Origin of the sequence: Nocardioides aestuarii, from assembly GCF_039527245.1 — a bacterium.
In the GTDB taxonomy this organism is placed as follows: domain Bacteria; phylum Actinomycetota; class Actinomycetes; order Propionibacteriales; family Nocardioidaceae; genus Nocardioides; species Nocardioides aestuarii.
The window spans coordinates 1,395,911-1,421,143 of sequence record NZ_BAAAJT010000002.1; the positions used below are offsets into that span (position 1 = coordinate 1,395,911).

Here is a 25,233-nt window from a genome sequence, read left to right on the forward strand (position 1 = left end):
CCCCGACGGCCCTGACGCGCCGACCGGAGCCTCTCGACGGGTCGCACCCGTCCGAGGACACTGGTGGCATGCCCAGCGGCTTCCACGACGGCAGCCGGTCGTTCCAGGACCACTTCGACACCCGCGCCCTGGCCGATCGCATCGACACGCTCCTGGTCCACGCCGAGGTCGACGAGGGGTCGAAGGCGTTCATCGAGGCACGCGACATGTTCTTCCTCGCCACCGCCGACGCCGACGGCCGGCCGACCTGCTCCCACAAGGGCGGCGAACCCGGGTTCGTCCGCGTCCTCGACCCGAGGACGATCGCCTTCCCGAACTATGACGGCAATGGCATGTACCTCTCCGTCGGCAACGTCTCCACGAATCCCCACGTCGGGCTGCTCTTCATCGACCTCGAGCAGGGCCACCGGCTCCGGCTGGAGGGCGAGGCGAGCATCGACCTCGACGACCCGCTCCTCCCCGAGTGGCCCGAGGCCCAGCTCGTCGTCCGCGTCCACGTCCGCTCGGTCTACCCCAACTGCCCGCGCTACATCCACCGCTACGAGCTCAAGCGCCGGTCCCGGTTCGTCCCGCAAGCCGGCGCCCCCACCCCGGTGCCGGAGTGGAAGCGGTCGGACTGGGCGTACGACGCGCTCGCGGCCGACGACCCGGCCCGCGACCCCGGGGATCGCGAGGTCCTGGGCCGCTGATCCTGCCGGTCACGCAGAATCGACCCCGTGACCGTGATCGACGACCTGACCTCCGCCCTCGGACCCGGCGCGGTCCTCACCGAGCCCGACGACCTCGCGGCCTACTCCACCGACTGGCGCGGCGCCGGCTCCGGCCGACCGCACTGCGTGGTGCGGCCGTCCGCGACGGCGGAGGTCGCGACCGCCGTGCGGCTGTGCCACGAGGCCGGCGTGGCGGTCGTGCCCCACGGCGGCGGCACCGGGTTGTCCGGGGGCGCGCTGCCCGACGACAGCGGGACGCAGGTCGTACTGTCGCTGGCCCGGATGCGCCGGGTGCGCGAGGTCGACGCCGCCGGCGACACCCTCACGGTCGACGCGGGGGTGGTGCTCGCCGACGTCCAGGCGGCGGCCGAAGCCGTCGACCGCCTCTTCCCGCTGTCGCTCGCCTCCGAGGGCTCCTGCACGATCGGCGGCAACCTGGCGACCAACGCGGGCGGGACGGCAGTCCTCCGCTACGGCATGGCGCGCGAGCTGGTCCTCGGGCTCGAGGTCGTGCTGGCCGACGGCCGCGTCTGGGACGGGCTGCGGCCGCTGCGCAAGGACAACACCGGCTACGACCTGACCCAGCTGTTCTGCGGTTCGGAGGGCACGCTCGGCATCATCACGGCCGCCACCCTCCGGCTCTTCCCCGCCACCCCACGGCACGCGACAGCCTGGCTGGCCCTGCCGTCGGTCGAGGCGGCGGTGTCGCTCCTCGGCCAGGTGCGGGCGCGGGCCGGGCAGTCGCTGGCGGCGTACGAGCTGGTGTCGCGGGAGGCGCTCGACACCGTGCTGCGCCACGTTCCGGGCGCGCGCGACCCGTTCGGCGAACGCCACGACTGGTACGCGCTGGTCGAGCTGTCGGGCGCGACGGACGACGAGGGGCTGGAGCCCGCGCTGGAGGCGGCGCTGACGGCCGGGTTCGAGGCGTCCCTGGTCACGGACGCCGTCGTCGCCGGGAGCCCGACCCAGCGCGAGTCGCTGTGGCTGCTGCGCGAGGGGATCTCCGAGGCCCAGAACCACGACGGCGCCAGCCTCAAGCACGACGTCAGCGTGCCGGTCGCGCTGCTGCCTGACCTCCTCGCCGACACGGCCGGTCGGCTCGAGGCGGTGCTGCCCGGCGTACGGCTGGTGACCTATGGCCACGTCGGCGACGGCAACGTCCACCACAACCTCGCCGCCGCGCTCGACGGCGGTTCGGACGACGACCTGCGGGCGGCGGCCGGCGACCTCGCCGACGCGATCTACGACGCCGTCGCCGAGCGTGGCGGCAGCATCTCCGCCGAGCACGGCCTCGGGACCGCGAAGCGCGACGCCAACGCCGCGCGCACCGACCCCGTCGAGCTCGACCTGATGCGCAGCATCAAGCAGGCCCTCGACCCCGACGGGCTGATGAACCCCGGGAAGGTCCTGCCCCCACGCTGACCGGGCACTTCCTGGCCCACCGTCGGCGCTGACCGGGCAGCTCCCGGCCCACCGAGGGGCGCCCCAGTGCCCGGTCGGCGTGCCAGCATGAGCGGCATGAGGCAGATCGACCACCTGCTCGAGGTCCCCGTCGACCACGCCCACCCGTCCGGGCCGACGCTGACGCTCTATGCCCGCGAGGTGGTGGAGCCCGGCGGGGAGGACCGACCGTTCCTGGTCTTCCTCCAGGGCGGCCCGGGGTCCGAGAGCCCCCGGCCCAACGCCCACACCGGCCACGCGTGGATCACCCGCGCGCTCCGCGACTTCCGGGTCCTGCTGCTCGACCAGCGCGGCACCGGCCGCTCGACCCCCGTGGGCGGCTACGACGAGATCCCGGGCGACGACGTGGCGGCGAAGGCGGCCTACCTCACCCACTTCCGCGCCGACGCGATCGTGCGCGACTGCGAGCTGCTGCGCGAGCACCTCGGCGTCGAGCGGTGGAGCCTGCTCGGCCAGTCGTTCGGCGGCTTCACGTCGACGTCCTACCTCTGCCTGGCTCCCGAGTCACTGCTGAGCGTGCACATGACCGGCGGGCTGCCGCCCGTCGGCGTCTCCCCCGACGAGGTCTACGCCGCCACGTTCGACCGGATGGTCGAGCTCAGCCTGCGCCACCACCACCGGTGGCCCGACGACCGGGACCGGCTGCGGCGCGCGCTCGACGCCGCCCGCGCGGGCCGGGTGCGGCTCCCCGGGGGCGTGACGCTGTCACCCGAGCGGATCCTCACGATCGGCAGCAAGCTCGGCATGGACGGCGGATCCGAGCAGATCCACCACCTGCTCGAGCTCGACCCGACCTCACCGGCGTTCGCCCACGACGTCGCGTCCGGCGTGCCCTTCACCCCGCGCAACCCGATCTACACCTTCCTCCACGAGTCGTCCTGCTCCGACGGCCACCCGACACGGTGGGCCGCCGAGCGGGTCCGCCCGGCGGCGTACGACGAGGACGACGGGCTGTTCACCGGCGAGCATCTCTTCCGCTGGCACTTCGAGCAGGTCCCTGGCCTCGAGCAGTACGCCGGGCTGGCCGACGAGCTCGCCGAGCACCCGTGGCCGCGGCTCTACAGCGAGGCCGCGTTGCGCCGCGCCGACGTCCCCGTCGCGGCCGCGGTCTACCACGACGACCCCTTCGTGCTCCGCGAGTACTCCCTCGCCACCGCCGACCTGCTCCCCCGCGCCGAGCCCTGGATCACCAACGAGTGGCTCCACAGCGGCCTGCGTGTGTCGGGCGAGGGCGTGCTCGACCGGTTGATCGGCCTCGCCGGCGAGGCCTGAACCCGGCGCGTCAGGTGACGGGCGGGCGGGGGCGGCCGGCGACCTTGACCCGCTTGCGCAGGCGGCGCAGCTGGTCGTCGACCGGCCGGGAGAGATAGGTGCCGAGGGTGGCGCCAGCCGCGATGCCGAGCGCGACGAGCAGCGCGATGAAGAGGGTCCGGCCGCCCGCGACGATCGCGGGGTTGGCGGGGTCGCTCTCCATCATCGTCAGCAGCCCACGCAGCAGCATCAGGCCCGGCACGAGCGGCAGCAGCGCACCGGACTCCATGCCGAAGCCGGGTGCGTTGGTGCCCCGGACGGCGACCGTCGCGAGCGCGCCGACCACGAAGGCCGCCGTCGCGTTCGACAGCACCTCGGAGGCCTCCGTCGCCGCGAGGGTCAGGTAGACCGACCAGCCGACGAGGCCGATCGCCGTCGTCAGCGCCGCCGTGGCGACATCCGCGTAGCAGTAGATCGCGAACGACAGGCAGATGACCCCGGCCCCGGCGTACTGCGCGAGGACGGGCGCGGTCGAGATCGGGCTGCTCATCATCTCGAAGGCGACGCCCTGGCTCTCGAGGAAGTTCAGCGCGACGACGATGCCGGCGACGATGCCGGCGGTCCGCATCACGACCTCCATGACGCGCGCGGAGGCGGTGACGTAGAACTGGTCGATCGCGTCCTGGACGGCGCCGACGATCATCACGCCGGCGAGCAGCATCACGATGCCGCCCACGACGATCAGGGTCGGGTCGAGCTCCTCGAAGAGGGGTACGCCGCGGCGGCCGAGCTGGTCGACGCCGGCGGCCACCATGGTCATCCCGCCCGCGACCAGCGCCTGGCTGAAGAACGGGGGGACGCGGTGGCGGTAGAGCCACATCAGCAGCCGGTCCATGCCGACCGCCGCGAGGAACGAGACCAGCACCAGCAGCCACGAGGTGGAGAAGGTGAGCGTCACGCCGGCGGCGATGCCGCCGGCGCCGGCCCCGGAGAGCCAGCGCGGGTAGGGAGGCTTCTGGAACGAGATCCGGTCGTACTCCGCGGTGGCCTCGGCGATGTCGACACCCTCCTCGATCAGGCCGAGCAGCCGGTCGAGGTCGCGCACCTTGGTGTAGTCGACGACGAGCGGCTGGACGACGCGGCTGACCGTGAGCGGCGTCCGGGTCGGGCCGCGGTGGTGGGTGACCGTGATCGAGGTGTAGGTGAGGTCGACGTGGACGCCGGTGAGCCCGTAGGCCCGGGTCACGCGGAGCATCTGGACCACGACGTCGTTGGCGGACATGCCGGAGGCCAGGAAGTGGTCGCCGATACGCATCGCGAGGTCGAGCACGGGCATCGACGGCACCCGGCTGGGCCGGGGTCGGAGCTCGCTCGTGGTCATGGTTGAAGCGTGACAGCCGGGACCCCCCGCGACCCAACCCTCGAGCACGAGATCTATGCCACCATCCGGGCCCTAGTCTCAGGTCATGAGCAGCCTCCCCAGCACCGTCGCCCGGGTCCTCCTCGGCACCGCCATGGTGGGGGCCGGGGTGCTCCACCTGACCACGCAGCGCCAGGAGTTCCAGGCCCAGGTCCCGGACTGGTTCCCGGTCGACGAGGACCTCACCGTCGTCGCCTCGGGCGTGGTCGAGATCGGTCTCGGCGCCGCCTTCGTGGCCCTGCCGCGCCACCGCCGCCTCGTCGGCGGGCTGCTGGCAGCCTTCTTCGTCGCGATCTTCCCCGGCAACGTCGCGCAGTACGTCGAGGGCACCGACGCGTTCGGCCTCGACACCGACCGCGCCCGCCTCGTCCGGCTGTTCTTCCAGCCGGTGCTCGTCGCGTGGGCCCTGTGGGGCGGCGGCTGGTTCCGGCGCCGCCCCCCAAAGTAGGGGAAAGCCTGCCCGAGGGATCGCCGTGCCGCTGGCGCCATGTGCCAATGGCCGGAGTGGACGGGTGCCGACCTGGGGCTCGTCAACCGAGCCTGAGGAGCAACCAGATGCGACGACGCCCGTGGATGACGGCGTTGGTGACGGGCCTTGCCCTGGTCTGTGCGCCGCTGGCGGCCCCGGTGGCCGCGGTCGGGTATCCCCTCACCCAGGTCGTGTCCGACAACCCCGTCAACACCACGCCCCACGTGACCAACGGGAGCGTCCAGGCGATCGCGACGATCGGCTCCCGCGTCTACGTCGGGGGCACGTTCACCGGCGTGACCAGCTCCAACCAGGCCACGAGCTACACCCGCCGCTACCTCTTCGCCTTCGACCGGCAGACCGGAGCGGTGCTCGACTTCGCGCCGTCACTGGACGGCGTCGTCGAGAGCATCGCACCCGCCCCCGACGGCTCGTCGCTGATCATCGGCGGCCGGTTCAAGACGGTGAACGGCACGGCCCAGCGCAGCGTGGCCATGCTGCGCTCCGACGGGACCCGGGTCAGCACCTTCGCGGCCAAGACGACGGGCGTCGTCAACAAGGTGATCGTCCGCGGCAACACACTGGTCGCGGGCGGCCGGTTCGGCAAGGCCAACGGTGCGCCGCGCCAGAACCTGGCGTTCTTCAACGCCTCGTCGGGGTCGCTGGACTCCGCTGACGTCCCGGTCACCGTGGGCCGGACGAAGAGCAACGGCACGGTGACCAAGCCCAGCATCGTGGAGATGGACGCCGACGCGGGGGGCAGTCGTCTCGTGATCCTCGGCAACTTCCGCCAGGTGGCCGGACAGCTGCGGCAGCAGGTCGCGATGCTCGACCTCGATACCCGCAGCCTGACCCCGTGGTCGACCTCGCGGTTCCGCAACGGCCCGAGCGGCGGCCCGGACGCCTTCCCGTGCTACCAGAAGTTCGACACCCAGATGCGCGACGTGGAGTTCTCGCCGACCGGCAGCTTCTTCGTGGTGGTGACCACCGGCGGCTCGCCCGACCGCAACGCCAGCAGCCTGTGCGACTCCGCCACGCGGTGGGAGACCTCGGGTGGGCCCGGGTCGACCGAGACCTGGCTCCAGTGCACCGGCGGCGACACCCTCTACTCCGTGGCCGTGACCACCTCCGCCGTCTACCTCGGGGGCCACCAGCGGTGGCTCGACAACTGCGGTGGGCGCGACAGCGCCACCCCCGGCGCCTTCTCGGCCGAGGGCATCGGCGCGGTCGACCCGGCGACGGGCCGGGCGATCCGGTCGTGGAACCCGGGCCGGACCCGCGGCGTCGGCGCCGAGGAGCTCGTGGCCCAGGCCGAGGGTCTCTACGTCGGCAGCGACACCACCCGTCTCGGCGGGGAGTACCACGCCCGGCTCGGGCGGTTCCCGACGTCGTAGGGCCCCGCGCCCTAGAGCGTCGGCAGCCAGTCGACCCGGCCCGCGAGGGCCGCGTAGCCGACGAACGCACCGACGTCGAGCAGCGTGTGGGCCACCACGAACGGCATGACGCGACCCCACCGGCGGAACAGCCAGCCGAACAGCAGCCCCATCGCGAGGTTGCCGACGAAGCCCCCGAGGCCCTGGTAGAGGTGATAGCTGCCGCGCAGCAGCGCCGCCAGCCCGATCGCCGCGGAGTCGCCGAAGCCGATCTGGCGCAGCCGGACCTGCACGAAGCCGAGGACGACGAACTCCTCGAGCACCGCGTTCTCGGCCGCGGCGAGGACCAACACGGGCACCTGCCACCACGCGCCCGGGAGCGACTGGGCGACGACGGTGAGGTTGGTGCCGAGGGCGAACGTCGCGAGGTAGAACACGACGCCGACCGAGCCGACGCCGGCGGCCAGCAGCGCGCCGCGACCCCAGTCGCGGAGTCCCATCCAGCCACCCTCGCGGGCCCACACGTCGCGCAGCCGGCTGCCCGACCGCACCAGGAGGTAGGCCGCCAGCCCGACCGGGACGAGCGCGAAGCCGATCCGGAGCAGCTGGTAGGTGAGGTCGAGCCAGGGCCGGTCGGGCGCGAGCGTGTTGTTGAGGTTGGCGGCCTGTGACGACAGCGGGCCGGGAGCGGTCAGCGCACCGACCAGGTTGACCACCGAGTAGACCGCCGACCGGCCGAGCGAGACGAGCAGGACGAGCGCGAGCTCGGTCCAGAGCAGCGCCTTCGCGAGGTCGGGCACGCCTCCCGGCACCGGGGTGTCCGGGAGGCGCCACCACGTCCGCGCGGTCAGTGGAGCACCAGCCCGGCCTCGTCGGGCGCGGCGCCGACGTCGACGGTCACCCGACCGCCGTCGGTGACCTCGCCCGCGATCAGCCGCCGCGCGAGCGGGTCGCCGATGGCCGACTGGATCAGCCGCCGCAACGGTCGGGCGCCGTACGCCGGGTCGTAGCCGGTGTCGGCGAGCCACGACTTCGCCGCGTCGGTGACCTCGATCGTGATCCGCCGGACCGCGAGCCGCTTCTCGAGCAGGGCGAGCTGGAGGTCGACGATGTGGGCCAGGTCGTCCTTCGACAGCGCGTCGAACAGCACGATCTCGTCGAGCCGGTTGAGGAACTCGGGCTTGAACGACGCCCGCACGACCGCCATCACCGACTCGCGCTTCTTGTCCGGGTCGAGCGTCGGGTCGACGAGGTAGCCGGAGCCCAGGTTGCTGGTGAGGATCAGCAGCGTGTTGCGGAAGTCGACCGTCCGGCCCTGGCCGTCGGTGAGCCGGCCGTCGTCGAGGACCTGCAGCAGGATGTCGAAGACCTCCGGGTGGGCCTTCTCGACCTCGTCGAGCAGGACGACGGAGTAGGGGCGCCGCCGCACCGCCTCGGTCAGCTGGCCGCCCTCGTCGTAGCCGACGTAGCCGGGAGGCGCACCGACCAGCCGCGAGACCGAGTGCTTCTCGGAGTACTCGCTCATGTCGATCCGGACGATCGCGCGCTCGTCGTCGAAGAGGAAGTCGGCCAGCAACTTCGCGAGCTCGGTCTTGCCGGTGCCCGTCGGTCCGAGGAAGAGGAACGACCCGGTCGGCCGGTTGGGGTCGGAGATGCCGGCTCGCGAGCGGCGTACGGCGTCGCTCACCGCGGTGACGGCCTCGCGCTGGCCGATGAGCCGCTCGCCGATCACCTGCTCCATCTCGAGCAGCTTCGCGGTCTCGCCCTGCAGCATCTTCCCGGTCGGGATGCCGGTCCACGCCTCGACGACGTCGGCGATCTGCTCGGCCCCGACCTCCTCGCCGACGAGCGGCTCGATGTCGACGGCCTCGGCCTTCTCGACCTCGGCGATCTGCTTCTCGAGCTCGGGGATCTTGCCGTACTGGATCTCCGAGGCGCCGGCCAGGTCGCCCTCGCGCATCAGCTTGTCGGCCTCGACCTTGAGCGCGTCGAGCTGGCGTCGGAGCTCGCCCTCGCCCTGGAGCTGGTCCTTCTCCCGCTCCCAGCGCAGCTCGAGCCCGCGCAGCTCCTCCTCCTGGTCGGCGAGCTCGCGGCGCAGCACCTCGAGCCGCTCCTTCGAGGCGTCGTCGGCCTCCTTGGCGAGCGCGAACTCCTCCATCTTGAGCCGGTCGACGCTGCGGCGGAGCTGGTCGATCTCCTCGGGGCTCGACTCGTGCTCCATGCGCAGGCGCGAGGAGGCCTCGTCGATCAGGTCGATCGCCTTGTCCGGCAGCTGGCGGCCGGTGATGTAGCGGTCGGAGAGGGTCGCGGCCGCGACGAGCGCGGCGTCGGTGATCCGGACGCCGTGGTGGGCCTCGTACTTCTCCTGGATGCCGCGCAGGATCTGGATGGTGTCCTCGACGCTGGGCTCGCCGACGAAGACCTGCTGGAAGCGGCGCTCGAGGGCAGGGTCCTTCTCGATCCGCTCGCGGTACTCGTCGAGTGTGGTCGCGCCGATCATGTGCAGCTCGCCGCGCGCCAGCATCGGCTTGAGCATGTTGCCGGCGTCCATCGCGGAGTCGCCGCCGGCGCCCGCACCGACGACGGTGTGGAGCTCGTCGATGAAGGTGATGACCTGCCCGCCGGCGTCCTTGATCTCCTCCAGCACGGCCTTGAGCCGCTCCTCGAACTCGCCGCGGTACTTCGCACCCGCGACCATCGCGGCGAGGTCGAGGCTCAGGACCCGGCGGCCCTTGAGCGAGTCGGGGACGTCGCCCGCGACGACGCGCTGGGCGAGCCCCTCGACGACGGCCGTCTTGCCGACGCCGGGCTCGCCGATGAGGACCGGGTTGTTCTTCGTACGCCGCGAGAGGACCTGGACGACGCGCCGGATCTCGGAGTCGCGGCCGATGACGGGATCGAGGCGGCCCTCCTCCGCGGCACGGGTCAGGTCGACGGAGTACTTCTCGAGCGCCTCGTAGGTCGACTCGGCCTCCTGGCTGGTGACGCGGCGGTTGCCGCGGACCGCGGTCAGGCCCTCGCGCAGCCCGTCGGCGCTCAGCCCGGCGTCGACGAGGAGGCCCTGCGCCGGCGACTCGACCGTGGCCAGGGCGATGAGCAGGTGCTCGGTGGCGACGAAGTCGTCCTTCATCGACGAGGCGAGGTCGAGGGCGCTGGCGAGCGCCCGGGTGAGCGCCGCCGAGGCCGCCGGCTGCTGCACGGTCGCCCCGCTGGCGCGCGGCAGCGCGTCGCGCGCCTGCTCCGCGCGGCTGGTGAGGGCGTCGACGTCGGCGCCGGCGCGGGTGACCAGCGTCCGCGCCGTACCCCCCTCCTGGCGCAGCAGTGCGGCCAGCAGGTGGAGCGGGTCGGTGGTGGTGTTGCCCGCGGTCGTCGCGGACAGCTGCGCGGCCTCGATCGCCTCGCGGCTGCGGGTGGTGAACTTCTCGGCTCCGAACTGGCTCACGGTCGGGCCCCTCCTCTGCTCGTGTGCTCCCACCTCGTCAACGCGCACAGAGTTGAGTCTGTTCCACTCAACTCTGACGATTTCCGACGGCGTGGATGTCCGGACGTCGGGGCTCGTCGAGGGCTACTATCCACCAGACGGCCCTGCCCCCAGGGGGCCGATGGAGGAGGACTGCACGCCATGGCGCTGGGCAAGCTCTTCGGCAAGCGCAGGGACGAGACGCCCGTCGCCGCCCCTGAGCCCGAGACGCCCCCCGAGCCGGAGGGCCCCAAGCTCAAGGTCGTCATCATCGACGACGACCCCGACGCGCGGGACTTCATGCGGATGGGGCTCGAGGTCGGCGGCTACGAGGTCGTCGGCGAGGGCGGGGACGGCCCCTCGGCGATCCAGGCGGTCAAGGACGGCGAGCCCGACCTGGTGCTCGTCGACCTCCACATGCCCGACATCGGCGGGCTCGAGCTGCTGCCGCAGCTGCGTGAGGCCCACTGGCCGACCAAGTTCGTGGTGGTCTCCGCGATCGGCGCGACCCGGATGGTCGAGGCCGCGATGGAGGCCGGCGCCGTCGGCTTCATCGAGAAGGGTGTCTCACCCCGCACCATCAACATCCACCTCGAGAAGGTCGCCCACGCCGGCGCCGTCAAGGTCGTGCGGCCCTACCCGCTCAACCACGAGTACCCCTAGTTCGGCCGCTGCAGGAATCCCCTGATGGCCGGGGAATCCTGCAGCCTCAGTCGTCCCCGTCGTCGGGGACCTGGTGGGCGGGGTAGTTGGTGTCGTCGCCGGGCTCGACGAGGACAGCGCGACAGAAGTCCTCGCCGAACGGGGTGAGGTGGATGCTGCGTCGTACGACGCGGGTGAACCGCTGGGAGTGGAGCGCGGCGAGGACGTCGGGCTGCGCCTCGAGCACCTGGTACTCCATCGGGTCGGTCAGCTGCTCACGCGAGAACCACACCAGTCCGAGCCGGTGGAGGTTGTTGAGGTAGGCCGGAACCCGGTCGACGTAGCGGCAGCCGGCACGGGCGCCGATCATCGTCAACCCGGGCGCGATCAGCTGGCTGTTGAGCTTGCCGACCGGTCCGCCGGTGCGGACGTCGACGCTCGGCTGGGGCCCCGAGGTCATCAGCAGCACCAGGACGCGTGCCTCGTCGGGAGCGAGGTCGCCGAGGATCCGGCCGTAGGCCGGGTGCTCGTCCTCCTCGTGCCACACGTCGCGGGACCGCTCGAGCAGCTCCGCGCCGCGCTGGCGCAGGGAAGCGTCCGGGTCGTCCTCGTGGTCCTCGGTCTCCCGCGATGCCTCGACGGCGACCGCCGCGGCCACCGCCTCGTGCAGCGGTACGCCGCCGGCGACCGCGCGGGCGACGTCGACGACCTGCGCCACGGTCACGCCGAGCTCGTGCGCCAGCTCGGCGGCTGCGGCCGGGTCACTAGTCGCGCGGAGCAGCCGCCGCGTGTTGCGCGCGGTCGTCAGGACGCTCCACTGGGCGGCGTTGAGCCAGGTCGCACCGGCGATCCGGGCCAGCCCCGGCAGGGCGGCGGCCGCCTCGCCCGGCGTCGGCAGCCGCAGCTCGCCACCCGCCTGACCGAGGGACCGCGGGTCGTCGTACTCGCTCATCCGCCCCCCACTCCGAAGATCCACAGGTGCAGCACCCCGCCGCCGAAGCCCATGATGGCGCCGTGGGCGTAGAGCATCCACTCGTCCTCCTTGATCGCGGCGCGCATCATCTCCACGAAGTCGCGCGGCGGGAGCTCCTGGGTGCGACGGGCGACCAGGGTGCGGATCTTGGCGGCCTGCTCACGGCTGAAGTCCTGGTCGCGGAACGGCGTCAGCGTGTGCTCGACCCCCTCGCGCGCGATCGCCCGCCGGATCGACTCGTAGCGGCCCCGGCCGAGCGCGACCTTCACCGCCGGCCGGACCACGCCGGCGGCCTGGTCGATGGCCGGGCCGAGGGCGACGGCCAGCATCTGCCGGGTCCGGTCGCCGCGCGGCCCGTTGAGCAGGAAGTCGCCGATGTTCTCGAGCGTGATCACGTCGTCGGCGATGATGCCGGCATAGACCTCGGCCGCCTCGCGCTGGCGGCGCGGGAAGAGCCCGTGGACCCGGACGCCCAGGATCCGGCGCGGCTCGGGCGGCTCGAAGATCAGCCACATCCCGAGGGCGTTCGTGACCCAGCCGACGACGACGCCCATGACCGGCAGCAGCCACCACTGGTGGAAGGTGTGGTCGACGACGGCGACCGGGATGCCGAGCAGGAAGCCGAAGATGCCGCCGAACCAGACCATCAGGTTGAGCTCGCGCTGGCCGAAGTCACGGAAGATCCTCACGACGAGCGCGGGGTTCTCGCGGAAGTGCTCGATCACCATGATCTTCGGGTCGAGCAGCTGGTCGATGTGGTTGCCGATCTCGGTCGTGATCGTGTGGACGACGCCGGGCAGCTGCTCGCGCACCCGTGCGACGACCGCTCGGCGACCGGCCGGGGGCAGGTCGCGCCACAGCGACGGGTGCTCGGACCTCATCACCTCGTCGATGAGGTCGGGCAGCTCGGGGCTGAAGAGCTCGACGATGTGCTCGGCGATCCGGTCGGGCTCGAGGTTCTGGTAGAACTCCGCGGGCGTCCCGAGCTTCGAGATCGCCTTGTCGACGGCGATCGAGCCCATCTTGGCGGCGCGCGCGGGGATGATCCCCTGCCAGCCGATCCCGCCCTGCATCAGCCCCGGGACCTCCTGCGCCTGCCGGGGCAGGACCCCGGTGAGCTCGCGCAGGCCGGGGACGCGCACGCCGTGGAAGCGCACCGGGCTGAAGAGCATGACGAGGCCGGTCCAGTTGATCAGCCAGCCGACGACCGCGGTGAAGACGGGGATCGACCAGAAGACCCACCAGTTGACCTCGCCCAGCCAGCCGACGACCGCATCGGTCATGGCGTCCACGCCCCACCTCCCTCCGCCCCACAGGGACCGATCCGCACCGATCGCACCGTTCGGCACCGCTGAGGTTAACGACGGTGCGACGATGGGGTGATGGGATCGGGGGACTCGTCACTGCCGCTGCTGCCGGAGCTCTCCGCAGACTGCTCCCGCTGCGACGGGCTCTGCTGCGTGCTGCTGCCGTTCCGGCGCAGCGCCGAGTTCGGAGCCGACAAGGCGGCCGGGACACCGTGCGGCCACCTCGACGGCGCCGACCGCTGCGGCATCCACGACTCGTTGCGCAGCAGCGGCTGGTCGGGCTGCGCCTCGTTCGACTGCTTCGGGGCCGGGCAGCACCTCACCCGCACGACGTACGCCGGACGCCACTGGCGCGAGGCCAGCGGATCGGAGCTCGCGGAGATGGGCGCGGTGCTCAGCGTCGTCCGCCAGCTCCACGAGATGCTGGCCCACCTCGCGGAGGTCGAGCGGCGCTCACCCGAGGAGGCGGCGCGGGCGATGAGCCGGGAGATCGTCGCCCTGGGTCACGCCGACCCTGCCACCCTCCTCACGGCCGACCTCGACGCCGTGCGCGCCCGGGTGAGCCCGGCGCTGCGGGCCGCGACCGAGCGGCTGCACGGCCCCGCGAACCCGATGCCGGCCGACCTCGCGGGCGCCGACCTGCGTGACCGGTCGCTGGTGCGCGCCGACCTGCGCGGCGCCTTCCTGATCCGCTGCGACCTGCGCGGGGCCGACCTCGCCCGCGCCGACCTGCTCGGCGCCGACCTGCGCGACGCGGACGTCCGGGGCGCCCGGCTCGCCGACGCCTGGTTCCTCAGCCAGTCACAGCTCAACGCGACCGTCGGCGACGCGCACACCACCATCCCCGACCAGCTGGCCCGGCCCGGACACTGGGGCTGATCCAGATGGGTAACGGGTGATCCGGTGCACTACCCACGCGCTCTAACCCGTGGGAAGCGCACCGGATCACCCGTTACCCAGAAATTCCGGGCGCGGGGTCAGCGGCCGCGACGCCAGACGACGACGGAGGAGCCGGGGTCGGCGGCGCGGAGGACGGGGAGCCGGTTGGGCAGGGTCGGTGCGGCGGGCGACGACATGGCCCGGCGCAGCGCCTCGCGGGTCGCGTCCAGCTCGGCGAGGAGCTCGGCGTTGCGTGACCGCAGCGCGTCGATCTGGGTCTCGAGGTCGAGCAGCCGGCGGACGCCCTCGACGCCGACGCCGGAGGAGGTGAGGTCGGCGATCATCCGCAGCCGCTCGATGTCGCGGTGGGAGTAGCGACGGCCGCCGCCCCCGGTGCGACCGGGGGTGATCAGGCCCATCCGCTCGTAGGCGCGCAGGGTCTGGGGGTGGAGGCCGGAGAGCTCCGCGGCGACCGAGATCACGTAGACGGCCGCCTCCGGGTTGGGCGCTCCGAAGACGCTCACGAGGTCGCCTCGTCGAAGAGGTTGGCGCGCAGCGGCTTGCCGGCGGTGGCGGCACGGTAGGCCTCGACCGCCTCCCGGGCCGGACCGTCGAGCACCGCGGGGACCTGGACCTCGACCGTGGCGAGCAGGTCGCCGGTGGTGCCGTCGCTGCGGCGTGCGCCCTTGCCGCGGACCCGGAACGTGCGGCCGTTGGGGGTGCCGGCGGGAAGCTTGAGGGTCACCGGCACACCGGCGAGGGTCGGGATCCTGACCTCGGCCCCGAGGGCGGCCTCGTCGAAGGAGACCGGTACGTCGAGGGTCAGGTTGTCGCCCTTGCGGCCGAAGACCGCGTGGGGGCGGACCTTGACCGTGACGAAGAGGTCACCCGCCGGACCGCCGTGCTGGCCGGCCCCACCCTTGCCCTTGAGCCGGATCCGCTGGCCGTCCTTGACGCCGGCGGGGATCCGGGCCTGGATCGTGCGGGCGGAGGTGCCGCGGCCCGAGCCGTGGCACGTCGGGCACGCCTCGTCGTAGACGAGCTGGCGTCCGTTGCAGGCGGGGCAGGTCTCGTTCATCGAGAACGCACCACCGGCGGAGACCACGACGAAGCCCGCACCCTCGCACTCGGTGCAGACGTGGGGCTTCGTGCCGGGCTTGCCGCCGGTGCCCGAGCAGGTCGGGCACGGAGCGTCGGAGCTCAACCGCAGCGAGATCGTCACGCCGTCGAGGGCGTCGGTGAAGCCGATCGTCGCGCTGCTCTCGACATCGGCGCCCCGCTGGGGACGCCGGGCCTGCTGGGTGCGCGTCCGACCGCCCCCGAAGAGGTCGCCGAACATGTCGCCGAGCCCGCCACCGCCGCGCATCCGGTCGCCGAACAGGTCGTTGACGTCAAATCCAGGGCCGTACCCGGGTCCTTGTGGTCCGCCCTGGGGGAAGCCGAAGCCGCCCGAGGAGTAGGCGGAGCGCAGCTCGTCGTACTTCGTCCGCTTCTCGGGGTCGCCCACCACGTCGTAGGCCTCGGCGACGGCCTTGAACCGGTCGTGCTTCGCCTCGTCACCGGGATGGGAGTCGGGATGGTTGTCGCGCGCCAGCTTGCGGTAGGCCTTCTTGATGTCGGCCGCGCTCGCGTCCTTGGCGACGCCGAGGACGGCGTAGAAGTCCTTGGTCGCCCAGTCGGCGCGGACGCCGTCGGTGCTGCTCATTGCTGCTCACTCCCTCCCGGTGACGTGGGCGCCTGTGTGTGGTGGCAGGTCGCGGTTCAGGCCGGGTCGACGACCAGCACCTGCGCGGCGCGTACGACGCGCTCGCCGATGCGGTAGCCGGCCTTGGCGACCACCTTGCAGGTGGTGACCTCGACCTCCGGATCCTCCCCGATGTGCGAGAGGGCCTCGTGGAGGTTGGGGTCGAACGGCTCGCCGGGCGTGCCGAACTTGGTCAGGCCGAGGCCGGTCACCACGCGCTCGAGCTGGTCGGCGACGGCAGCGAAGCCGTCGTCGAGGTCGCCGTGCTCGCGGGCCCGGTCGACGGTGTCGAGCACGTCGATGATCGGCACCAGCACCCGGTAGGTCGCGTCCTCGGCCACCTTGCCGCGGTCGCGCTCGACCCGGCGCTTGTAGTTGAGGAACTCGGCCTGGATCCGCTGGAGGTCGGTGGTGAGCTCGGCGACCCGGGCATCACCGGCCGCCCCCTCCTCGCCGGTCTCGACCTCGGTGACGTCGGACGGCTCGAGGGGCCCGCCCTCCTCCATCCAGTTGTCGACCCCGCTGGTGTCGGGCTGGTCGTGGTCGGCGTGGCCCGCCCGGTGGCGGCCCGGGGCCGAGTCGCCCGCGACGGGCGCCTCGACCTCGGACTCGTTGGCCATCTCGGCGGCGTCGTCGCCGAAGCTGCCGGGGTGGGTCACTTCGACTCACCCTCCGGCGCGTCCTCGTCGACGATCTCGGCGTCGACGACGTCGTCGTCGGCGTCACCGGTCGCCTCGCTGGTCCCGCCGGCGGCGGCCTGGTCGGCCTCGGCGGCGGCGTACATGGCAGCGCCCATCTTCTGGCTGGACTCACCGAGCTTGGTGACCCCCGCCTGGAGCTCCTCGGCCGAGGCGTCCTCGTTGGCGAGGGTCGCCTTGAGGGCGTCGACGTCGGCCTGGACCTCGGACTTCACGTCGTCGGGGATCTTCTCGCCGTTCTCCTCGAGGAACTTCTCGGTGGAGTAGACGAGCGAGTCGGCCTGGTTGCGGGTCTCGATCGCCTCGCGACGCTGGGCGTCCTCCTCGGCGTACTGCTCGGCCTCGCGGACCATCCGGTCGATCTCGTCCTTGCTCAGCGCGGAGCCACCGGAGATCGTCATCGACTGCTCGCGACCCGACGCCTGGTCCTTGGCGGACACGTGGACGATGCCGTTGGCGTCGATGTCGAAGGTGACCTCGATCTTGGGGATCCCGCGCGGAGCCGGCGGCAGCCCGGTGAGCTCGAAGTTGCCGAGCGGCTGGTTCTGGGCCCACATCTGGCGCTCGCCCTGGGCGACCTTGATCTCGACCGACGGCTGGTTGTCGTCGGCGGTGGTGAAGATCTCCGACCGCTTGGTGGGGATCGTGGTGTTGCGCTCGATCAGCGTGGTCATCACGCCACCCTTGGTCTCGATGCCGAGGGAGAGCGGGGTGACGTCGAGGAGCAGCACGTCCTTGACCTCGCCCTTGAGGACGCCGGCCTGGAGGGCGGCACCGACCGCCACGACCTCGTCGGGGTTGACGCCCTTGTTGGGCTCCTTGCCGCCGAGCAGCTCCTTGACGAGCTCGCTGACCGCGGGCATGCGGGTCGAGCCGCCGACGAGGACGACGTGGTCGATCTTGTCGACCGCGACGCCGCCGTCCTTGAGCACCGACTGGAACGGCGCCTTGGTGCGGTCGAGCAGGTCGCTCGTCATCTTCTGGAACTCCGAGCGCGTCAGCTTCTCCTCGAAGTGGAGTGGGCCGGACTCGCCGTGGGTGATGTAGGGCAGGTGGATCGTGGTCTCGCTGGAGCTCGACAGCTCGATCTTCGCCTTCTCGGCGGCCTCCTGGAGACGCTGCTTGGCGATCTTGTCGGCGGCGAGGTCGACGCCGTTGCCCATCTTGAACTTGTCGACCATCCACTGCACGACGCGGGCGTCCCAGTCGTCACCACCGAGGTGGTTGTCGCCGGAGGTCGCCTTGACCTCGACGACGCCCTCGCCGATCTCGAGCAGCGACACGTCGAAGGTGCCGCCACCGAGGTCGAAGACGAGGATCGTCTGGTCGTCGCCCTTGTCGAGGCCGTAGGCCAGCGCGGCCGCCGTCGGCTCGTTGACGATGCGCGAGACGTTGAGGCCCGCGATCTCACCGGCCTCCTTGGTGGCCTGGCGCTGGGCGTCGGAGAAGTAGGCCGGCACGGTGATCACCGCGTCGGTCACCGTCTCGCCGAGGTAGGCCTCGGCGTCGCGCTTGAGCTTCTGGAGCACGAAGGCGCTGATCTGCTGGGGCGTGAACGACTTCTCGTCGATCTTCACGTCCCAGTCGGTGCCCATGTGACGCTTGACCGAGCGGATGGTGCGGTCGACGTTGGTGACCGCCTGACGCTTGGCCACCTCGCCGACGAGCACCTCGCCGGACTTGGAGAACGCCACCACCGAGGGGGTGGTGCGGGAACCCTCGGCGTTCGCGATGACGGTGGGTTCGCCACCCTCGAGCACCGCGACGACGGAGTTGGTGGTTCCGAGGTCGATGCCGACCGCACGAGCCATGATTGTGGTCCTTCCGGTTGAGCTGAGCCTGTCTGAGGAGTTGAGCCACCTCGACTCAACTTATGTGTGCCACTGTAACGAAAGGACCTGACGGGTTGTTCCCGGGGCCGGGGAGCGGGTGACACGCGGGCGGTGGAGTCGGGGCCGGCGGTGTCGGCGGACCGCCCTACACTGACCCCACAGGTTGCCGCTGGGGGGTGGCGACCACCACACCGAGGGTCCTCGGGCAGGCATGACCGGGGCGCCCGTGGGGGGTGAACCTCGTGCCACGTACCGTCCTGACCACTGTGCTGGTGGCGCTGGCGCTGGCTGCGTCGACGCCCGCCGTCACGCCCACCGCGGCCCAGGCGGCCTGGAGCCGCCCGGTCGACCAGGTGAGCTACCGCCTCTGCAAGACCGGCGCCGGTGACCACTGGGTCCTCAAGAGCCGGGTCCGGAAATACTGGCGTACGCCGGATGCCCGGGCCTCGCTGTCGGCGTGGTCGGGCCACGAGCGTGTCGCCCGCTGGCGCACCGGCTGGCTCGACCGCGGCGAGATCGAGATCTCCAAGGTCCGGGTGGCGAAGTCCCCCCGGGTGCGGGTCGCCATCGCCACCGAGGCGGGCGACCGCGACTCCGACATCGGCACCTCCAGCGAGGCGGCGCTGCTCAGGCCCCGGCGCATCAAGCGCTGCGGCTGACCGGCCGGCGATCCCCCCGCCTCGGAATAGTCCGGGCCCGCGCCTTGTCACACCTGGCATGACTGCACACAGCACTGACCTGCAGGTCCCGACCCTCAAGCTCCACGACGGCACCGCCATCCCGCAGCTCGGCGTCGGCGTCTTCCAGGTCCCGCCGGAGGAGACCGCCGCGGTGACCAGCCAGGCGCTGGAGGTGGGCTACCGCCACGTCGACACCGCGCAGATGTACCAGAACGAGGCCGGGGTCGGTCAGGCGATCGCCGAGTCCGGCATCGCCCGCGACGACCTCTACGTCACGACGAAGCTCAACAACGGGTTCCACCGCCCCGACGACGCGCGCCGCTCCTTCGAGGAGTCGCTGGAGAAGCTCCGGCTCGACCACGTCGACCTGTTCCTGATCCACTGGCCGCTGCCGACGCGCTACGACGGCGACTTCGTCTCGACCTGGGAGACGCTCGCCGACTTCGTGAAGGACGGCCGCGCCCGCTCGATCGGCGTCTCCAACTTCCAGCCCGCCCACCTCGACCGGATCGTCGAGGAGACCGGCGTGGTGCCGGTCGTCAACCAGGTCGAGGTGCACCCGTACTTCGCCAACGGCGACGTCCGTGCCGCCAACGCCCGCCACGGCGTGCTCACCGAGGCGTGGTCGCCGATCGCGCAGGGCCAGATCAACGACGACGAGGAGATCGGTGCGATCGCCGACGCCCTCGGCCGCACCAAGGCCCAGGTCGTGCTGCGCTGGCACGTCCAGCGCGGCGACATCATCTTCCCGAAGACCACGAAGGTCGAGCGGATGCGCGAGAACGCCGCCATCTTCGACTTCGAGCTCGACGCCGACCAGATGGCGACCATCGACGGTCTCGACCGGGGCGAGGCCGGCCGCCGCGGGCCGAACCCCGACCAGTTCGACTACATCCCCGACTGACGCCACCTGCGTGACGACGGGGACCGAGCCGTTCCGCTTGCGCGACGTCGCGCTCGCGGCCTACGGCCCGAGCGCGGTCGTGTCCGTCGGGCACGGTGCCGTGATGCCGGTGCTCGCACTGCGGGCCCGGGACCTCGGCGCCGACGTCGGCACGGCCGCGCTCGTCGTCGGTCTCCTCGGCGTCGGGATGCTGCTGACGTCGCTCCCGGCCGGCGCCGTCGTCGCCCGGATCGGCGAGAAGCGGGCGCTCCAGGTCGCCGGGGCAGTCGACGCCCTGGCGATGCTGGCGGCCGCCCTCACCCCGTCGGTGGTGGGGCTCGGCGCCGCGGTCCTGGTCAGCGGGGCGGCGTGGACGACCTTCCTGATCGCCCGGCAGGGCTTCATGATCGAGGCCGTCCCGGCCGACCACCGGGCGCGAGCGCTCTCGACCCTCGGGGGCACCCACCGGGTCGGCACGTTCGTCGGGCCGCTCCTCGGGGCCGGCCTCATCGGCTGGACGGGTGTGGTCGGCGTCTTCTGGTTGGCCGTCGCGACCTCCCTCGGCGCGATGGCCATCGCGACCGTCGTCCCCGACCTCGGCCAGGAACGGCGCGCGGTCCAGCGGCAGGCGGGGCACCTGCCCGTCCTCCAGGTGCTGCGCGACCACCGACGCACCTTCCTCACCCTCGGCGTCGCCGTCGTCGTCATCGGAGCCTCACGGTCGGTCCGGACGGGCCTGCTGCCGCTGTGGGCGGAGTCCGTCGGCATCGACGCCCGGACCACCTCGCTGATCTTCGCGATGGCCGCGGCCATCGACATCGCCTTCTTCTACCCCGGTGGCTGGTTGATGGACCACCACGGCCGACGGGTCGTCGCCGTCCCGGTGGTGCTGGGCGTGGCCGTCGGGGCGCTGCTGCTCCCGCTCACCGACGGCGCCCTCGGCGTCGCCGCCGTCATGGCGCTCATCGCCGCGGGCAACGGCCTCGGCTCCGGCATCGTCATGACGATCGGCGCCGACACCGCACCGACCGAAGGGCGGCTGCAGTTCCTCGGAGGCTGGCGGCTGTGCGGCGACGTCGGCAACTCCGGCGGCCCGCTGCTCGTCGCGGGCGTCGCCGCCGTCGCCCCGCTGGCGACGGCCTGCCTGGTCATCGGCGTGCTCGGCCTCGCCGGAACAGCCTGGGTGGGCCGGTGGACCGGGGCGCTCGACCGCGCCCGGGCGGCCGCCCGGCGTACGGCGTGACGGCGGGTCGTCAGCCGCCGATCGTCACCTTGACCTCGTTGGAGGTCTTGCCCGTGTCGGTGTCGACCACACGGAACCGCTGCGCACCGGGCTGACCGGTCTGGACGTAGGTCGAGAAGGTCTGGTCGCTGACCGAGACCGGCGAGGCCGGGAAGTCGGTCCAGCCCCCGTTCTCGAAGCGCTGGACCTGGAGGATCGCGCCCTCGCCGCCGGGGTAGGTGCCGGTCAGGTCGATCTGCTCCATGGGCGCCACGGAGGTCTGGCTCGCCGAGAGCGAGATGACCTTGGCCTTCTTCTTCTTGGTCTTGGTCTCGCTCGGGCTCGAGTCAGGCTCGGCGGGCGCGGACTCGCCGGGGGCCAGCGTCATGGTCGGTCCGTCGGCGGCCTTGGTCTTCTCGAGCTTGGGCAGGTACATCGAGGCCTCGGCTCCCCCGGTGCTGGCCTCCTCGGCGCCGTCGACACCGAGCACCTTCGCGCCCGCGAGCGCGGACAGGCCCATGACCACGCCGACGACGACGGCGACGCCGACCAGCGCGAGCAGCCCGTAGATGACGGGGCGGTCGCGGCGGTCGGGGAGGTGGTCGGCCATGCGGCCCATTGTCACGGGTGGCCGGCGAGCGACCAAACGCCGGTCAGCGGCGGACCCGGATCCGTGAGCCCCGGAGGGGCACGCTGGTGATGTTGCGGACCTTCGGACGGTCCTCTCCCACCGCCTCGACGTCGTGGACCGCCAGCACCTCGCGGAGCACCGCGACCCCCTCCATGAGGGAGAACCCGGCACCGATGCAGCGCCGCACGCCCCCGCCGAAGGGGATCCACGTGTTGGTCGGCGGGTTGCGGCCGACGAAGCGCTCGGGCCGGAAGACGTCGGGATCGGGGTGGTGGTCGCCGCGGGCGTGGGCGACCAGGATCGACGGCCCGACCGTGACCCCGGCGGGCAGGTCGTGGCCGCCGACTGTCGCCGGCTGCTGGAGGGTGCGGACCACCATCGGGATGACGGGGTGGAGCCGCATCGCCTCCTTGAGGACCGCCTCGAGCCAGGCGTCGTCGCCCTCGCGGGCCGCCTGCGTCGCACGGCGCCGCTGCTCGGGGTCGCGGCCGACCTCGTGGAGCGACCAGGCGAGCGCGCTCGCGGTCGTCTCGTGGCCGGCGAGCAGCAGCGTCACCAGCTGGTCGCGCAGCTCCTCGTCCGAGAGCGTGTCGCCGTCGTCGTCGACGCGGATCAGCTGGGAGAGGACGTCCGTCCGTCTCGCCAGGTCCGTGGCGGCCCGGCGCTCCCGGATCTCGGCGTAGATCAGGCGGTCGAGCTCGTAGGCGTTGTCGACCGTGCGCTTCCACGGCCCGAACTGCTGGAGCCGCGGATAACCCCAGCCGAGCAGGACGACCGGGCTGATGTCGACCGTGGCGCGGACCCGCGGCCGGAGCTCGGACAGCCGGCGCTCGTCGGTGATGCCGAAGACGACGCGGAGGATCACCTCGAGCGTCACGTCGTTCATCCGGTCGAGCGAGCGGAACTCCTCACCGTCGCGCCAGCGGGCGACCTCGGCGCGGGCGACCTCGGTCACCAGCGCCTCGTAGCCGCGCAGGGCATGGCCGTTGAAAGCCGGCATCAGGAGCTTCCGGGCGCGCTTGTGCTCGGCGGAGTCCTGGAGCAGCAGGGAGTGCTCGCCCATGATCGGTCCGAGGATCGCGTTGCCCTTGCCGGCATGGAAGACCTCGGGGTCGCCGGCGAAGATCTCCTTCGCGTGCTCGGGACGGGTGAAGAGCACCAGCGGTCGGCCCTTCGGCAGGACGCGGACGGTGAAGACGTCGCCGTAGCGCCGGTGGAGCCAGGGCACGAAGGTATGGCGGAAGCGCAGCAGCCCCGCGCTCTGGAGCAGGACCGGCCAGCGTGGACCCGGCGGCAGCACGCTGCGGTCGGTCGGCGGCGGGGACTCCCCATCGATGGGCCGCATCCGGGCGAAACGACGCGCGGTGAGGCGTGCGGGGTCGTCCTGCAAGGTCGCCATGATTCGCATACTACGAGTACGCGAGCGATCAGGACAGGGTCTCGACGGTCCGGATCTCGTGGTGCGGCAGCGGGTTGTCGCGGCCCGCTCGGCAGGTGAGCCGGGCCTGCTCGGGTCCGGTCGTGGTGCGGACCTCGACGGCCCAGCTCCGGCCTCCCACCTCCAGCTCCACGCGCGTCAGTCCGGCATCCGCGTCGCGCCGTCGACGCAGCAGCCGGACGGCGTCGAGCCGGGTCTCCCCCAGCCGGCGGCGCACCGCGATCTCCGCGGCCTGGACCGGCATCGCCCACCCCGACCGGCCGCGGAGGTGGTCGAGGTCGACGTGGCCGGCGAGGTGGGCGCCGGCCACGGTGAGGGCCGAGGTCGGGTCGATCCGGCCGTAGTAGAGGCCGTGGGGCAGCACGACGAGGTTGCCGGCGAACCGGTCACCCCCGATGTGCGAGACCTGCCAGCTCTCCTCCGGGTGGGCCTGCGCCAACGCCGCCGAGGCGGGTCGGCCGCGCTCGGCGCAGCAGGCGTCGTGGCGGCCATGGGTGCACACGGCGATGACGGGAGCGTCGGAAGGCATGAGTCCCGGCGAGTCACCGCGGCCGAGGGCCGCGAGGTCGAGCGAGAGGAGGTCGTCGTCGCGCTCCACGACGGCCGTCTCGAGCCACGGCTGGTGGGGGTGGGCCCAGGCCGCGAACACCCGCCGTCCCGCGGCGACGTCGGACCGGCCGTGCCGCCGGGCCAGCAGCGGTCGGACGCCGGCCGCGGCCGCCGCCTGCTTCAGGGCGGCTCCGACCTCGAGGCGACTGTCGGTCAGGGCGTCGACGCCCCAGGGGCCGGGTTCCTCGACGAGCAGGAACGCCCGGACCTGGGAGGCCGTGCCCGCGAGGTCGTCGGGGCGCCCGGCGGACTCGACCGCGCAGCGGAAGCCCGGGTCCGTCGCCGTCACCGGACGACCTCGAGCAGGCCCTCCCGCACCAGCCGCCGGGCCAGGACGAGGCGGCTCTCCTGGTCGAGCCCCGGCAGGTCGGCCGGCACCAGCCACTCGGCGGCGCGGACGTGCTCGAGGGCCGGGCGGATCCGGGCCGGGACGTCGAGGTGGCGGTCGCCGAGCAGCACCCGCAACCGGCCGTCCGGCAGGTCGCGCATGACCATCGGCCGACCACGGCGGCGGCGTACGGGGGTGTCGGCAGCGAGCCCGTCGACGGCCAGGACGTCGGCGAGGCCGCCTCGGAAGAGCTGGCCGCGCGTGGTGAGGAACCGCTCGACCTCGCGCTCGACCGCGGCCGCCCCGTCGAGGGCGGCGACGTCGTCCGCGAGGGCACGCAGCCGTTGGGCGAGACCGGAGGCGACGTCGGCGGGGTCGTCGAGGTAGCCCGCCGGCAGGTGGTCGTCCTCGACCGACCCCAGCAGCGGCTCGACCGTGCGTCGGACCAGACCGCGCCACGTCAGCTGGTTGATGCCGAGGGTGACGTGGAGCGAGGCGCCCTCCTGGGCGCGGGCCGCGTGGGGGGTGCCGGTGGGGAGGTACATCGACCGGCCGGGCCGGAGCAGCACCTCCTCCGGGCCGTCCTCGCCGTGGACCTCCCAGAGCTTGGTCCCGTGGGTCTGGAAGACGAAGACGTCGTGGCTGTCGGCGTGGACCGCGAAGCCCTGGGACCCCGGCGGCGTGAGGTAGGCGTTGGCCTGGCAGGGGTGACCGAGCTCGAGCTCGAGCTCGGCGGTCAGCTCGCGCAGCGGCGACCAGTAGCGGTGGAGCCCTTGGAGGACCACCGTCGCGCCACCGGCGAAGAGGTCGAGCACGGCGCGCGCGTCGACCAGGCCCGTCAACGGCTGGCCGGCGAGGCTCGCGCCACGACGGGTGTAGGCCGAGGCGGGCAGCACCGCACCGTCCCGGGCGAGCCGGACGGCGGGCGTGCGGATCGCGGTCGAGGTCAGCAGGTGGTCGACGTCGTCGAAGGACAGCAGGTCGACCAGCGGCTCGGGGTCGGTGTCGTGGACGTGCACCCGGGACGCCCAGACTTTCGCGAGGAAGGTCTGGGCGTCACCGGCCAGCAGGTCGAGGGCGCTCAGCTCGCGTCCCCGTCGGTGGTGTCCGTGGCGTCGCCGTCGGTGCCGTCGGCGTCCGCGCCGTCACCGTCGGTGGTGTCGGTGGCGTCGCCGTCGGTCGCGTCGCCGTCGGTGCCGTCGGCGTCCGCGCCGTCACCGTCG

The 25,233-nt window shown here is 72.6% G+C and carries 23 protein-coding genes; 10 read left to right on the forward strand and 13 right to left on the reverse strand.

Annotated elements, in window-relative coordinates; translation table 11 throughout:
• Positions 1 to 68: 68 nt before the first annotated feature.
• From ABD091_RS07195 to ABD091_RS07205, 3 genes are all read left to right on the forward strand, one after another.
• Positions 69 to 689 (forward strand): pyridoxamine 5'-phosphate oxidase family protein, encoded by a 621-nt coding sequence (locus tag ABD091_RS07195; RefSeq protein WP_343916852.1) that lies wholly within the window; start codon positions 69 to 71, stop codon positions 687 to 689.
• A 27-nt stretch (positions 690 to 716) separates the two neighbouring features.
• Positions 717 to 2,132, forward strand: coding sequence for an FAD-binding oxidoreductase (locus ABD091_RS07200; RefSeq protein ID WP_343916854.1), 1,416 nt, complete (start codon positions 717 to 719; stop codon positions 2,130 to 2,132).
• A 96-nt stretch (positions 2,133 to 2,228) separates the two neighbouring features.
• The gene (locus ABD091_RS07205; RefSeq protein ID WP_343916856.1) at positions 2,229 to 3,443 is read left to right on the forward strand and encodes an alpha/beta fold hydrolase; all 1,215 of its coding nucleotides are present in this window, start codon (positions 2,229 to 2,231) and stop codon (positions 3,441 to 3,443) included.
• A gap of 10 nt (positions 3,444 to 3,453) precedes the next feature.
• Here ABD091_RS07205 and ABD091_RS07210 read toward each other — a convergent pair whose 3' ends face one another.
• Complete coding sequence (locus ABD091_RS07210) at positions 3,454 to 4,803, reverse strand: threonine/serine exporter family protein (protein ID WP_343916858.1); 1,350 nt, start codon at positions 4,801 to 4,803, stop codon at positions 3,454 to 3,456.
• Positions 4,804 to 4,888: 85 nt separating this feature from the next.
• On the opposite strand from ABD091_RS07210, the gene ABD091_RS07215 reads away from it, so the two are divergent.
• Positions 4,889 to 5,290: a DoxX family protein gene (locus tag ABD091_RS07215; RefSeq protein WP_343916860.1), complete on the forward strand. Its 402-nt coding sequence runs from the start codon at positions 4,889 to 4,891 to the stop codon at positions 5,288 to 5,290.
• Between the two features lie 107 nt (positions 5,291 to 5,397).
• Entirely contained in the window at positions 5,398 to 6,705 is a 1,308-nt protein-coding gene (locus ABD091_RS07220; protein WP_343916862.1) for a hypothetical protein, read from the forward strand.
• Positions 6,706 to 6,716: 11 nt separating this feature from the next.
• On the opposite strand, the gene ABD091_RS07225 is transcribed toward ABD091_RS07220, so the two are convergent.
• Together ABD091_RS07225 and clpB are read right to left on the reverse strand one after the other, a co-directional pair.
• Complete coding sequence (locus ABD091_RS07225) at positions 6,717 to 7,484, reverse strand: CPBP family intramembrane glutamic endopeptidase (protein WP_343916864.1); 768 nt, start codon at positions 7,482 to 7,484, stop codon at positions 6,717 to 6,719.
• Between the two features lie 47 nt (positions 7,485 to 7,531).
• The gene (gene clpB, locus ABD091_RS07230; protein ID WP_343916866.1) at positions 7,532 to 10,126 is read right to left on the reverse strand and encodes an ATP-dependent chaperone ClpB; all 2,595 of its coding nucleotides are present in this window, start codon (positions 10,124 to 10,126) and stop codon (positions 7,532 to 7,534) included.
• A 180-nt stretch (positions 10,127 to 10,306) separates the two neighbouring features.
• On the opposite strand from clpB, the gene ABD091_RS07235 reads away from it, so the two are divergent.
• The gene (locus tag ABD091_RS07235) at positions 10,307 to 10,807 is read left to right on the forward strand and encodes a response regulator (protein ID WP_343916868.1); all 501 of its coding nucleotides are present in this window, start codon (positions 10,307 to 10,309) and stop codon (positions 10,805 to 10,807) included.
• A gap of 46 nt (positions 10,808 to 10,853) precedes the next feature.
• Here ABD091_RS07235 and ABD091_RS07240 read toward each other — a convergent pair whose 3' ends face one another.
• A complete protein-coding gene (locus ABD091_RS07240; protein ID WP_343916870.1) occupies positions 10,854 to 11,738 on the reverse strand; it encodes an Abi-alpha family protein in 885 nt (294 codons plus the stop codon).
• The gene (locus tag ABD091_RS07245) at positions 11,735 to 13,042 is read right to left on the reverse strand and encodes a DUF445 domain-containing protein (RefSeq protein WP_343920906.1); all 1,308 of its coding nucleotides are present in this window, start codon (positions 13,040 to 13,042) and stop codon (positions 11,735 to 11,737) included. Before ABD091_RS07245 ends, ABD091_RS07240 begins: the two co-directional genes overlap by 4 nt.
• Before the next feature lie 99 nt (positions 13,043 to 13,141).
• Between ABD091_RS07245 and ABD091_RS07250 the strand changes: the two genes are divergently transcribed.
• A complete protein-coding gene (locus ABD091_RS07250; protein WP_343916872.1) occupies positions 13,142 to 13,945 on the forward strand; it encodes a pentapeptide repeat-containing protein in 804 nt (267 codons plus the stop codon).
• Positions 13,946 to 14,043: 98 nt separating this feature from the next.
• On the opposite strand, the gene ABD091_RS07255 is transcribed toward ABD091_RS07250, so the two are convergent.
• From ABD091_RS07255 to dnaK, 4 genes are read right to left on the reverse strand one after another with little or no spacing between them, the layout of a single operon-like run.
• The gene (locus ABD091_RS07255; protein ID WP_343916874.1) at positions 14,044 to 14,469 is read right to left on the reverse strand and encodes a heat shock protein transcriptional repressor HspR; all 426 of its coding nucleotides are present in this window, start codon (positions 14,467 to 14,469) and stop codon (positions 14,044 to 14,046) included.
• Positions 14,466 to 15,650, reverse strand: a complete 1,185-nt coding sequence (dnaJ, locus tag ABD091_RS07260; RefSeq protein ID WP_343916876.1) for a molecular chaperone DnaJ — start codon at positions 15,648 to 15,650, stop codon at positions 14,466 to 14,468. The genes ABD091_RS07255 and dnaJ overlap by 4 nt, the downstream gene beginning before the upstream one ends.
• Before the next feature lie 56 nt (positions 15,651 to 15,706).
• Positions 15,707 to 16,348: a nucleotide exchange factor GrpE gene (gene grpE / locus ABD091_RS07265; RefSeq protein WP_343916878.1), complete on the reverse strand. Its 642-nt coding sequence runs from the start codon at positions 16,346 to 16,348 to the stop codon at positions 15,707 to 15,709.
• Positions 16,345 to 18,198 (reverse strand): molecular chaperone DnaK, encoded by a 1,854-nt coding sequence (gene dnaK / locus ABD091_RS07270; RefSeq protein ID WP_343916880.1) that lies wholly within the window; start codon positions 18,196 to 18,198, stop codon positions 16,345 to 16,347. The genes grpE and dnaK overlap by 4 nt, the downstream gene beginning before the upstream one ends.
• Before the next feature lie 263 nt (positions 18,199 to 18,461).
• On the opposite strand from dnaK, the gene ABD091_RS07275 reads away from it, so the two are divergent.
• From ABD091_RS07275 to ABD091_RS07285, 3 genes are all read left to right on the forward strand, one after another.
• On the forward strand, positions 18,462 to 18,878 hold the full coding sequence (locus tag ABD091_RS07275) for a hypothetical protein (protein ID WP_343916882.1): 417 nt from the start codon (positions 18,462 to 18,464) through the stop codon (positions 18,876 to 18,878).
• Between the two features lie 79 nt (positions 18,879 to 18,957).
• The gene (locus ABD091_RS07280) at positions 18,958 to 19,803 is read left to right on the forward strand and encodes an aldo/keto reductase (RefSeq protein ID WP_343920908.1); all 846 of its coding nucleotides are present in this window, start codon (positions 18,958 to 18,960) and stop codon (positions 19,801 to 19,803) included.
• 10 nt (positions 19,804 to 19,813) lie between these two features.
• A complete protein-coding gene (locus ABD091_RS07285; protein WP_343916884.1) occupies positions 19,814 to 21,025 on the forward strand; it encodes an MFS transporter in 1,212 nt (403 codons plus the stop codon).
• A gap of 10 nt (positions 21,026 to 21,035) precedes the next feature.
• Here ABD091_RS07285 and ABD091_RS07290 read toward each other — a convergent pair whose 3' ends face one another.
• From ABD091_RS07290 to ABD091_RS07305, 4 genes are read right to left on the reverse strand one after another with little or no spacing between them, the layout of a single operon-like run.
• The gene (locus ABD091_RS07290) at positions 21,036 to 21,614 is read right to left on the reverse strand and encodes a hypothetical protein (protein ID WP_343916886.1); all 579 of its coding nucleotides are present in this window, start codon (positions 21,612 to 21,614) and stop codon (positions 21,036 to 21,038) included.
• 43 nt (positions 21,615 to 21,657) lie between these two features.
• Positions 21,658 to 23,034: a cytochrome P450 gene (locus ABD091_RS07295; protein ID WP_343916888.1), complete on the reverse strand. Its 1,377-nt coding sequence runs from the start codon at positions 23,032 to 23,034 to the stop codon at positions 21,658 to 21,660.
• Positions 23,035 to 23,062: 28 nt separating this feature from the next.
• A complete protein-coding gene (locus ABD091_RS07300; RefSeq protein ID WP_343916890.1) occupies positions 23,063 to 23,971 on the reverse strand; it encodes a ferredoxin family protein in 909 nt (302 codons plus the stop codon).
• Complete coding sequence (locus ABD091_RS07305; protein ID WP_343916892.1) at positions 23,968 to 25,029, reverse strand: JmjC domain-containing protein; 1,062 nt, start codon at positions 25,027 to 25,029, stop codon at positions 23,968 to 23,970. Before ABD091_RS07305 ends, ABD091_RS07300 begins: the two co-directional genes overlap by 4 nt.
• Positions 25,030 to 25,233: the final 204 nt, after the last annotated feature.